Raw genomic sequence first — 8,275 nt, forward strand, 5'->3', positions numbered from 1 at the left:
CGCAGCCCTCTTCGAGACGGGCCAGAAGGTCGACGTCTCGGGCAACACCAAGGGCAAGGGGTTCGCGGGCGTCATGAAGCGCCACGGGTTCCACGGTGACAGCGCCTCCCACGGCGCCCACCGCAACCACCGCAAGCCCGGCTCCATCGGCGCGTGCGCCACCCCCGGTCGCATTTTCAAGGGCCAGCGCATGGCCGGCCGCATGGGCAACGCCCGCCGAACCATCCAGAACCTGACGATCCAGGCCGTGGACACCGACAAGGGGCTGCTGCTCATCAGCGGCGCCATCCCGGGTCCCAAGAACGGCGTCGTCCTGGTTCGCTCCTCCGTGAAGGGTGCGTGATCATGTCCGACGCTCGTACCGTTGACGTCCTGGACGTCGCAGGCAAGAAGGTCGGCAGCGCCGACCTCCCTGCCTCGGTCTTCGACGTTCCGACGAACATCCCGCTGATCCACCAGGTCGTCGTGGCACAGCTCGCTGCCGCCCGTCAGGGCACGCACGCGACCAAGACGCGCGGCCAGGTCGCCGGCGGCGGCAAGAAGCCGTACCGCCAGAAGGGCACCGGCAACGCCCGCCAGGGTTCGATCCGCGCCCCCCAGTACAACGGCGGTGGCACCGTGCACGGACCCCAGCCGCGTGACTACTCGCAGCGGACCCCCAAGAAGATGAAGGTCGGCGCCCTGCGCGGCGCCCTCTCGGACCGCGCCCGCAACGGCCGGGTCCACGTCGTGACCTCGCTGTTCGAGGGTGACAAGCCCTCCACGAAGACCGCGCTCGCCACCCTGCGTTCCATCGTCGAGGACCGCAAGGCCCTCGTCGTCCTGGAGCGCACGGATGAGCTCACGGTGCTCAGCCTGCGCAACGTCCCTGAGGTCCACATCCTGTGGGCCGATCAGCTGAACACCTACGACGTGCTCGACAACGACGACGTCGTGTTCACCGAGGGCTCCCTGGCGACCTTCCTCGGCACCAAGGAGGAGACCAAGTGAGCACCATCGAGGCGGGCAAGAACCCCCGCGACATCATCCTCAAGCCCGTCGTCACCGAGAAGTCCTCGGTGCTGATGGACCAGGGCAAGTACACCTTCGAGGTGGACCCCCGGGCCACCAAGACCGAGATCAAGATCGCCATCGAGAAGATCTTCGGTGTCAAGGTGGGAGCGGTCGCGACCCAGAACCGCAAGGGCAAGGTCTACCGCACCCGTGACGGCATCGGCAAGCGCAAGGACGTCAAGCGGGCCATCGTCACCGTCCGCCAAGGCACCATCGACATCTTCGGCGAGCAGGCCTGAGGCCCGCTGGAGAGGTAGAGGAACATCATGGGAATCCGCAAGTACAAGCCCACGACGCCCGGCCGTCGCGGCTCGAGCGTGTCCGACTTCGCCGAGATCACGCGCTCCGAGCCCGAGAAGTCGCTGGTCCGCCCGCTGCACAAGACCGGTGGCCGCAACGCCAACGGTCGCGTGACCTCACGCCACCGCGGTGGCGGTCACAAGCGCGCCTACCGGGTCATCGACTTCCGTCGTCATGACAAGGACGGCGTGCCGGCCAAGGTCGCCCACATCGAGTACGACCCGAACCGCACCGCCCGCATCGCGCTGCTGCACTACGCCGATGGCGACAAGCGCTACATCCTGGCCCCGGCCAAGCTGAACCAGGGTGACCGCGTCGAGGCCGGCGCCGGCGCCGACATCAAGCCCGGCAACTGCCTGCCCCTGCGCAACATTCCGCTGGGCACCGTGGTCCACGCCGTCGAGCTCCAGCCCGGCGGCGGTGCCAAGATCGCCCGCTCCGCAGGCTCCTCCGTGCAGCTGGTCGCCAAGGAAGGGCGTTTCGCGCAGCTGCGCATGCCCTCCGGGGAGATCCGCAACGTGGAGATCACCTGCCGCGCGACGATCGGCGAGGTCGGCAACTCCGACCACTCCAACATCAACTGGGGCAAGGCCGGTCGCAACCGGTGGAGGGGCAAGCGCCCCCACGTCCGTGGTGTCGTCATGAACCCGGTGGACCACCCGCACGGCGGTGGCGAGGGCAAGACGTCCGGCGGACGTCACCCCGTCAGCCCGTGGGGCCAGCCCGAGGGCCGTACCCGTCGTCCGAACAAGGCCAGCGACAAGCTCATCGTGCGTCGTCGCCGGACCGGCAAGAAGCGCTGATAGGGAGCTGGAACAATGCCGCGCAGTTTGAAGAAGGGCCCGTTCGTCGACGACCATCTGCTCAAGAAGGTCGACGCCGCGAACGACACCGGCTCTAAGAGTGTCATCAAGACTTGGTCGCGCCGTTCGGTCATCACCCCGGATTTCCTGGGTCTGACCTTCGCCGTCCACGACGGCCGCAAGCACGTTCCCGTGTTCGTCACGGAGGCCATGGTGGGTCACAAGCTCGGAGAGTTCGCCCCCACGCGGACCTTCCGCAGCCACGACAAGGACGACCGCAAGGGACGTCGGCGCTGAGCCGGCCCCGAGGAAGAAGAGGCAGATTTCATGGAAGCCAAGGCGCAGGCGCGGTACGTCCGTGTCACGCCCCAGAAGGCTCGCCGTGTCGTGAACGAGGTTCGCGACAAGGCCGCCCTGGAGGCCGCCGACATTCTGCGGTTCGCCCCGCAGGCCGTAGCTACTGACGTCCGGAAGGTGCTGCTCAGCGCCGTGGCCAACTCCAAGGTCAAGGCAGAGCTCGCCGGGGAGACCTTCGACGAGGCGGACCTCCGTGTCCTGGAGGCCTACGTCGACGAGGGCCCGACGATGAAGCGGTTCCGCCCGCGTGCCCAGGGGCGCGCCGGCCGGATCCTCAAGCGCTCCAGCCACATCACCATCGTGGTGGGCACCAAGGACGACAAGAAGAAGGGAGACCGGTAATGGGTCAGAAGGTCAACCCCACCGGGTTCCGACTGGGAATCACCACCGACCACCGGTCCCACTGGTTCTCCGACTCCACGACCAAGGGTCAGCGTTACGCCGACTACGTGGCCGAGGACGTCGCGATCCGCAAGACGCTCTCCGAGAGCCTCGAGCGCGCCGGGATCTCCAAGGTCGACATCGAGCGCACGCGTGACCGCGTCCGCGTCGACCTGCACACCGCCCGTCCGGGCATCGTCATCGGGCGCCGCGGCGCGGAGGCCGACCGCCTCCGTCAGAGCCTGGAGAAGCTCACCGGCAAGCAGGTCCAGCTGAACATCCTCGAGGTCAAGAACCCCGACCTGGATGCCCAGCTCGTGGCCCAGGGGATCGCCGAGCAGCTCGCTGCCCGCGTCTCCTTCCGCCGCGCGATGCGCAAGGGTATCCAGTCGGCCCAGCGCGCCGGTGCCAAGGGGATCCGCGTGCAGGTCGCCGGCCGCCTGGGCGGCGCCGAGATGAGCCGCTCGGAGTTCTACCGCGAGGGACGCGTGCCGCTGCACACGCTGCGCGCCAACATCGACTACGGCCTCCACGAGGCCCGCACCACCTTCGGACGCATCGGCGTGAAGGTGTGGATCTACAAGGGTGACATCACCGAGCGCGAGTACGCCCGCCAGCAGGCGGAGCAGCAGACCCGCGGTGGCGCACGTCGCGGCGAGCGCCGCGGTGGCCCGCGTCGTGGTGGTCGTCCCCAGGACAACGCCCAGCCGCAGCAGCAGGCCCCCGAGGCCCAGCCCGCGGCTGCTGAGACCGGATCGGAGGCCTGAGCCCGATGCTCGTTCCCCGTCGGACCAAGTACCGCAAGCAGCACCGTCCGCACCGTACCGGTGCGGCCTCGGGTGGAACCGAACTGGCGTTCGGTGACTACGGGATCCAGGCCCTTGAAGGCGCCTACGTCACCAACCGTCAGATCGAGGCGGCCCGTATCGCGATGACCCGTCACGTCAAGCGTGGTGGCAAGGTGTGGATCAACATCTTCCCCGACCGCCCGCTGACCAAGAAGCCCGCCGAGACCCGCATGGGTTCCGGCAAGGGCGCCGTGGAGTGGTGGGTCGCCCCCGTCAAGCCCGGACGCATCATGTTCGAGCTGGGTGGCGTGTCCGAGCCGCTCGCGCGCGAGGCCATGCGCCGCGCCCAGCACAAGCTTCCGATGAAGACCCGTTTCGTGGTCCGAGAGGGTGGTGACATCTGATGGCTGAGAAGGGTCTGACCACCGCTGACCTCGATGCCATGGACGACGCCCAGCTGTCCAAGGAGCTCGAGAAGGCGAAGGCCGAGCTGTTCAACCTTCGCTTCTCCCAGGCCGTGGGCTCCCTGGAGGACCACGGCCGCATGAAGAGTGTGCGCCGAGACATCGCCCGCATCTACACCATCGCGCGCGAGCGGGAGCTTGGCTTCCGCACCGCCCCGAGCACCGAGGAGTGAGTCGAGTGTCCGAGAGCACCGACCAGGTCGTGCGCAACGACCGCAAGGTCCGTCGCGGGTACGTCACCAGCGACAAGATGGACAAGACCGTCGTCGTCGAGATCGAGGACCGCGTCAAGCACGCCCTCTACGGCAAGGTCATGCGCAAGAGCAAGAAGGTCAAGGTGCACGACGAGGCCAACGAGTGCCACGTCGGGGACCTGGTCCTCATCATGGAGACCCGACCGCTGTCCGCCACGAAGCGCTGGCGGGTCGTGGAGATCCTCGAACAGGCGAAGTGACCTTCGCCCACCAGACCATCATCCGTTCGGCCAGGCTCGGCCGGTGGGGGAACACCCACCGCGCTGAGAACCGGCTCGACGACAGGAGTCACACAAAATGATCCAGCAGGAGTCGCGACTGAAGGTCGCCGACAACACAGGTGCCAAGGAGATCCTGACCATCCGTGTTCTCGGTGGCTCGGGTCGGCGCTACGCGGGAATCGGCGACACGATCGTCGCGACCGTGAAGGACGCCATCCCCGGCGGCAACGTCAAGAAGGGTGAAGTCGTCAAGGCGGTCATCGTGCGCACGCGCAAGGAGACCCGCCGCCCCGACGGTTCCTACATCCGTTTCGACGAGAACGCGGCCGTCATCCTCAAGAGCGATGGCGAGCCCCGTGGAACGCGCATCTTCGGCCCCGTGGGCCGCGAGCTGCGCGACAAGAAGTTCATGCGAATCGTCTCTCTCGCTCCGGAGGTGATCTGATGGCAGCGAAGATCCGCAAGGGTGACCTGGTCGAGGTCGTCCGTGGACGCACATCGGACGACAAGTTGCTGGCCCAGCGCAACGCCCGTCGCCAGGAGGAGGGGCTCGAGCCCCTCAAGCCCGGCGACAAGGGCAAGCAGGGTCGCGTCATCAAGGTCTTCCCCGCCGAGGAGAAGGTCCTCGTCGAGGGCGTGAACCTCAAGACGCGCCACGTGCGCCAGGGTCAGACCCAGGGTTCCACCGGGGGCATCGAGACGGTCGAGGCACCGATCTCGCTGTCCAAGGTCGCCCTCGTCGACCCCGACACCAAGCAGCGCGTTCGCGTCGGTTTCCGTGAGGACATCGTCGAGCGCGACGGCCGCACCCGCACCGTCCGGGTCCGCGTGACCCGCGGTGGCGCCGCGCGCGGCATCGAGCAGGGCAAGGAGATCTGAGCATGGCCCCGCGTCTCAAGGAGAAGTACCAGTCGGAGGTGCGCACCGCGCTCCGCGACGAGTTCAAGCACCCCAACGTCATGGAGGTCGGCGGTCTGGTCAAGATCGTCGTCAACATGGGCGTGGGCGAGGCCGCCCGTGACCACAAGGCGCTCGAGGGCGCGATCCACGACCTCACGCTGATCACCGGCCAGAAGCCGGTGACCACCAAGGCCAAGAAGTCCATCGCGCAGTTCAAGCTCCGTGAGGGTCAGCCCATCGGCGCCCACGTCACGCTGCGTGGGGACCGCATGTGGGAGTTCCTCGACAGGCTGCTCTCCACGGCCCTGCCGCGTATCCGTGACTTCCGCGGACTCTCGCCCAAGCAGTTCGACGGCCAGGGCAACTACACCTTCGGCCTCACCGAGCAGTCCATGTTCCACGAGATCGACCAGGACTCCATCGACCGCGTCCGCGGCATGGACATCACGGTCGTCACCTCGGCCGCCACCGACGCTGAGGGCCGTGCCCTCCTGCGCCACCTCGGCTTCCCCTTCAAGGAGGACTGACCACATGGCCAAGACGTCCCTCAAGATCAAGGCCGCCCGCACCCCGAAGTTCAAGGTGCGCGGCTACACCCGGTGCAACCGGTGCGGTCGCCCGCGCTCGGTGTACCGCAAGTTCGGACTCTGCCGCGTGTGCCTGCGCGAACTGGCCCTCAAGGGCGAGCTCCCCGGCATCACCAAGAGCAGCTGGTAATCACTACGTCGTAGGTCCCGGGGTGACCCGGCGGAAACCGCGACGAGGAAGGGGATAAGTCCCCCATGACAATGACTGATCCGATCGCAGACATGCTGACGCGTCTGCGCAATGCGAACTCGGCCCACCACGACACGGTCTCCATGCCGTCGTCGAAGCTCAAGGCCGCGATCGCTGACATGCTGGTCGAGGAGGGCTACATCGCCTCATCCTCGGTCGAGGATGCCCGCGTCGGGCAGACGCTGACGCTGACCCTCAAGTACGGCTCGCACCGCGAGCGTGCCATCGAGGGCCTGCAGCGCGTCTCCAAGCCCGGTCTGCGCGTGTATGCCAAGTCCACCAACCTGCCCAAGGTCCGCGGCGGCCTGGGCGTGGCGATCCTGTCCACGTCCTCCGGCCTGCTGACAGACCGCCAGGCGGCCGACAAGGGCGTGGGCGGGGAAGCCCTCGCCTACGTCTGGTGATGAGGAGCCTGAACGATGTCGCGTATTGGTAGGAATCCCATCACCATCCCCGGAGGCGTCGAGGTCTCGGTGGACGGCTCGACCGTCACGGTCAAGGGCCCCAAGGGCCAGCTGACCCACACCGTCGCCGCCCCGATCACCGTGGAGGTCTCCGACGGCCAGGTCCAGGTGTCCCGTCCCGATGACGAGCGCGCCTCGCGTTCGCTCCACGGCCTGACCCGCACCCTGATCGCCAACATGATCACCGGCGTCACCGAGGGCTACAAGAAGCAGCTCGAGATCACCGGTACCGGCTACCGCGTGGTCCCCAAGGGCAAGGGCATGGAGTTCTCGCTCGGCTTCTCCCACACGGTCCCCGTCGAGGCCCCCGAGGGCATCGAGTTCACCGTCGACTCCCAGACCAAGTTCACGGTCTCGGGCATCGACAAGCAGCTGGTCGGCGAGACCGCCGCGAGGATCCGCAAGCTCAAGAAGCCGGAGCCCTACAAGGGCAAGGGCATTCACTACGTGGGCGAGAACATCCGCCGCAAGGTCGGAAAGGCTGGTAAGTGATGGCGTACTCCGTCAAGGGCAAGGGCAAGGCCATCGCGCGCAAGCGCCGCCACCAGCGTCTCCGCAAGAGGGTGTCCGGCACCTCCGAGCGCCCCCGTCTGGTCGTCACCCGTTCCAACCGTCACATGGTGGCCCAGGTCGTGGACGACAGCGTCGGCCACACCCTGGTCTCCGCCTCGACGATGGAGGATGACATCCTCGCGTCGGAGGGCACCAAGGTCGACAAGGCCCGCCGCGTGGGCACCCTGGTCGCCGAGCGCGCCAAGGCCGCCGGCATCGACTCGGTGGTCTTCGACCGCGGTGGCAACAAGTACCACGGCCGCGTCGCGGCTGTCGCGGAGGCCGCCCGCGAGGGCGGACTCGAGCTGTGATGGCGACTGAGGAAAGAGAGAGCATCTGATGGCTGCACCGCAGCGAGGCAGGACAGGTGGTCAGGGCGGCCCCGAGCGCAGCGAGCGCGACGGCGAGCGTCGTGACCGTCGCGGGGGTGGGCGCGGCGACCGCCGCGACAACCGTCGCAACGAGGAGAAGAACCAGTACATCGAGCGCGTCGTGACGATCAACCGCGTCTCCAAGGTGGTCAAGGGCGGACGTCGGTTCTCCTTCACCGCCCTGGTGGTCGTGGGTGACGGCGAGGGCACGGTCGGCGTCGGCTACGGCAAGGCCAAGGAGGTCCCCATGGCCATCGCCAAGGGGGTCGAGGAGGCCAAGAAGAGCTTCTTCCGCGTCCCCATGGTCCGCCGCACCATCACCCACCTGGTCCAGGGCAGCGACGCCGCCGGCGTCGTGCTCCTGCGCCCGGCCGCACCCGGCACCGGCGTCATCGCCGGCGGCCCCGTGCGCGCCGTGCTCGAGGCCGCGGGTGTCCAGGACGTGCTGACCAAGTCGCTGGGCTCCAGCAACGCGATCAACATCGTGCACGCCACGGTTGACGCCCTCAAGCAGCTCGAGCAGCCGGAGGCCGTCGCGGCCCGCCGTGGGCTCCCGCTGGAGCGCGTCGCGCCGGCAGCCATGCTGCGCG

The 8,275-nt window shown here is 67.8% G+C and carries 18 protein-coding genes; all 18 read left to right on the plus strand.

All coding sequences use genetic code 11. The features are described from left to right. The coding region (gene rplC, locus TA90_RS10210) for a 50S ribosomal protein L3 (protein WP_043536179.1) at positions 1–343 on the plus strand (343 nt) is incomplete at its 5' end. 2 nt (positions 344–345) lie between these two features. Further along, on the plus strand, positions 346–990 hold the full coding sequence (gene rplD / locus TA90_RS10215) for a 50S ribosomal protein L4 (RefSeq protein ID WP_043536180.1): 645 nt from the start codon (positions 346–348) through the stop codon (positions 988–990). Then, positions 987–1,292 (plus strand): 50S ribosomal protein L23, encoded by a 306-nt coding sequence (gene rplW, locus TA90_RS10220; protein ID WP_043536182.1) that lies wholly within the window; start codon positions 987–989, stop codon positions 1,290–1,292. Before rplD ends, rplW begins: the two co-directional genes overlap by 4 nt. A gap of 27 nt (positions 1,293–1,319) precedes the next feature. Next, the gene (gene rplB, locus TA90_RS10225) at positions 1,320–2,156 is read left to right on the plus strand and encodes a 50S ribosomal protein L2 (RefSeq protein WP_043536184.1); all 837 of its coding nucleotides are present in this window, start codon (positions 1,320–1,322) and stop codon (positions 2,154–2,156) included. Between the two features lie 15 nt (positions 2,157–2,171). Continuing rightward, on the plus strand, positions 2,172–2,453 hold the full coding sequence (gene rpsS, locus TA90_RS10230) for a 30S ribosomal protein S19 (protein ID WP_043536186.1): 282 nt from the start codon (positions 2,172–2,174) through the stop codon (positions 2,451–2,453). Positions 2,454–2,483: 30 nt separating this feature from the next. After that, positions 2,484–2,855, plus strand: a complete 372-nt coding sequence (gene rplV / locus TA90_RS10235) for a 50S ribosomal protein L22 (protein ID WP_043536188.1) — start codon at positions 2,484–2,486, stop codon at positions 2,853–2,855. After that, positions 2,855–3,661 carry a 30S ribosomal protein S3 gene (rpsC, locus tag TA90_RS10240; RefSeq protein WP_043536190.1) on the plus strand — a complete coding sequence of 269 codons (807 nt, stop codon included), beginning with the start codon at positions 2,855–2,857 and terminating at the stop codon, positions 3,659–3,661. The genes rplV and rpsC overlap by 1 nt, the downstream gene beginning before the upstream one ends. Before the next feature lie 5 nt (positions 3,662–3,666). Further along, positions 3,667–4,086, plus strand: coding sequence for a 50S ribosomal protein L16 (rplP, locus tag TA90_RS10245; protein WP_043536192.1), 420 nt, complete (start codon positions 3,667–3,669; stop codon positions 4,084–4,086). After that, positions 4,086–4,319: a 50S ribosomal protein L29 gene (rpmC, locus tag TA90_RS10250; protein ID WP_043536193.1), complete on the plus strand. Its 234-nt coding sequence runs from the start codon at positions 4,086–4,088 to the stop codon at positions 4,317–4,319. The genes rplP and rpmC overlap by 1 nt, the downstream gene beginning before the upstream one ends. Next, a complete protein-coding gene (rpsQ, locus tag TA90_RS10255) occupies positions 4,316–4,600 on the plus strand; it encodes a 30S ribosomal protein S17 (protein ID WP_052450756.1) in 285 nt (94 codons plus the stop codon). Before rpmC ends, rpsQ begins: the two co-directional genes overlap by 4 nt. A gap of 97 nt (positions 4,601–4,697) precedes the next feature. Further along, a complete protein-coding gene (rplN, locus tag TA90_RS10260; protein WP_043536197.1) occupies positions 4,698–5,066 on the plus strand; it encodes a 50S ribosomal protein L14 in 369 nt (122 codons plus the stop codon). Continuing rightward, on the plus strand, positions 5,066–5,500 hold the full coding sequence (rplX, locus tag TA90_RS10265; RefSeq protein WP_043536199.1) for a 50S ribosomal protein L24: 435 nt from the start codon (positions 5,066–5,068) through the stop codon (positions 5,498–5,500). The genes rplN and rplX overlap by 1 nt, the downstream gene beginning before the upstream one ends. Before the next feature lie 2 nt (positions 5,501–5,502). Further along, a complete protein-coding gene (gene rplE / locus TA90_RS10270) occupies positions 5,503–6,048 on the plus strand; it encodes a 50S ribosomal protein L5 (protein ID WP_043536201.1) in 546 nt (181 codons plus the stop codon). Positions 6,049–6,052: 4 nt separating this feature from the next. Continuing rightward, positions 6,053–6,238, plus strand: coding sequence for a type Z 30S ribosomal protein S14 (locus TA90_RS10275; protein WP_043536202.1), 186 nt, complete (start codon positions 6,053–6,055; stop codon positions 6,236–6,238). A gap of 65 nt (positions 6,239–6,303) precedes the next feature. Next, on the plus strand, positions 6,304–6,702 hold the full coding sequence (rpsH, locus tag TA90_RS10280) for a 30S ribosomal protein S8 (protein ID WP_043536204.1): 399 nt from the start codon (positions 6,304–6,306) through the stop codon (positions 6,700–6,702). A 15-nt stretch (positions 6,703–6,717) separates the two neighbouring features. After that, a complete protein-coding gene (gene rplF, locus TA90_RS10285) occupies positions 6,718–7,254 on the plus strand; it encodes a 50S ribosomal protein L6 (protein WP_043536205.1) in 537 nt (178 codons plus the stop codon). Next, positions 7,254–7,625 carry a 50S ribosomal protein L18 gene (rplR, locus tag TA90_RS10290; RefSeq protein WP_043536207.1) on the plus strand — a complete coding sequence of 124 codons (372 nt, stop codon included), beginning with the start codon at positions 7,254–7,256 and terminating at the stop codon, positions 7,623–7,625. The genes rplF and rplR overlap by 1 nt, the downstream gene beginning before the upstream one ends. A gap of 28 nt (positions 7,626–7,653) precedes the next feature. Continuing rightward, positions 7,654–8,275 (plus strand): 30S ribosomal protein S5 (gene rpsE / locus TA90_RS10295; protein WP_052450757.1); only part of this gene is annotated, 622 nt, incomplete at its 3' end.

Source organism: Actinomyces polynesiensis, from assembly GCF_000820725.1.
Lineage (GTDB): Bacteria > Actinomycetota > Actinomycetes > Actinomycetales > Actinomycetaceae > Pauljensenia > Pauljensenia polynesiensis.

Coding starts and splice junctions, on each gene's coding strand:
- rpsS (WP_043536186.1), top strand. CDS start 2,172: ATGCCGCGCAGTTTGAAGAAGGGCCCGTTCGTCGACGACCATCTGCTC.
- rplP (WP_043536192.1), top strand. CDS start 3,667: ATGCTCGTTCCCCGTCGGACCAAGTACCGCAAGCAGCACCGTCCGCAC.
- rplV (WP_043536188.1), top strand. CDS start 2,484: ATGGAAGCCAAGGCGCAGGCGCGGTACGTCCGTGTCACGCCCCAGAAG.
- rplD (WP_043536180.1), top strand. CDS start 346: ATGTCCGACGCTCGTACCGTTGACGTCCTGGACGTCGCAGGCAAGAAG.
- rplE (WP_043536201.1), top strand. CDS start 5,503: ATGGCCCCGCGTCTCAAGGAGAAGTACCAGTCGGAGGTGCGCACCGCG.
- rplF (WP_043536205.1), top strand. CDS start 6,718: ATGTCGCGTATTGGTAGGAATCCCATCACCATCCCCGGAGGCGTCGAG.
- rplB (WP_043536184.1), top strand. CDS start 1,320: ATGGGAATCCGCAAGTACAAGCCCACGACGCCCGGCCGTCGCGGCTCG.
- rpmC (WP_043536193.1), top strand. CDS start 4,086: ATGGCTGAGAAGGGTCTGACCACCGCTGACCTCGATGCCATGGACGAC.
- rpsH (WP_043536204.1), top strand. CDS start 6,304: ATGACAATGACTGATCCGATCGCAGACATGCTGACGCGTCTGCGCAAT.
- TA90_RS10275 (WP_043536202.1), top strand. CDS start 6,053: ATGGCCAAGACGTCCCTCAAGATCAAGGCCGCCCGCACCCCGAAGTTC.
- rplX (WP_043536199.1), top strand. CDS start 5,066: ATGGCAGCGAAGATCCGCAAGGGTGACCTGGTCGAGGTCGTCCGTGGA.
- rpsC (WP_043536190.1), top strand. CDS start 2,855: ATGGGTCAGAAGGTCAACCCCACCGGGTTCCGACTGGGAATCACCACC.
- rplR (WP_043536207.1), top strand. CDS start 7,254: ATGGCGTACTCCGTCAAGGGCAAGGGCAAGGCCATCGCGCGCAAGCGC.
- rplN (WP_043536197.1), top strand. CDS start 4,698: ATGATCCAGCAGGAGTCGCGACTGAAGGTCGCCGACAACACAGGTGCC.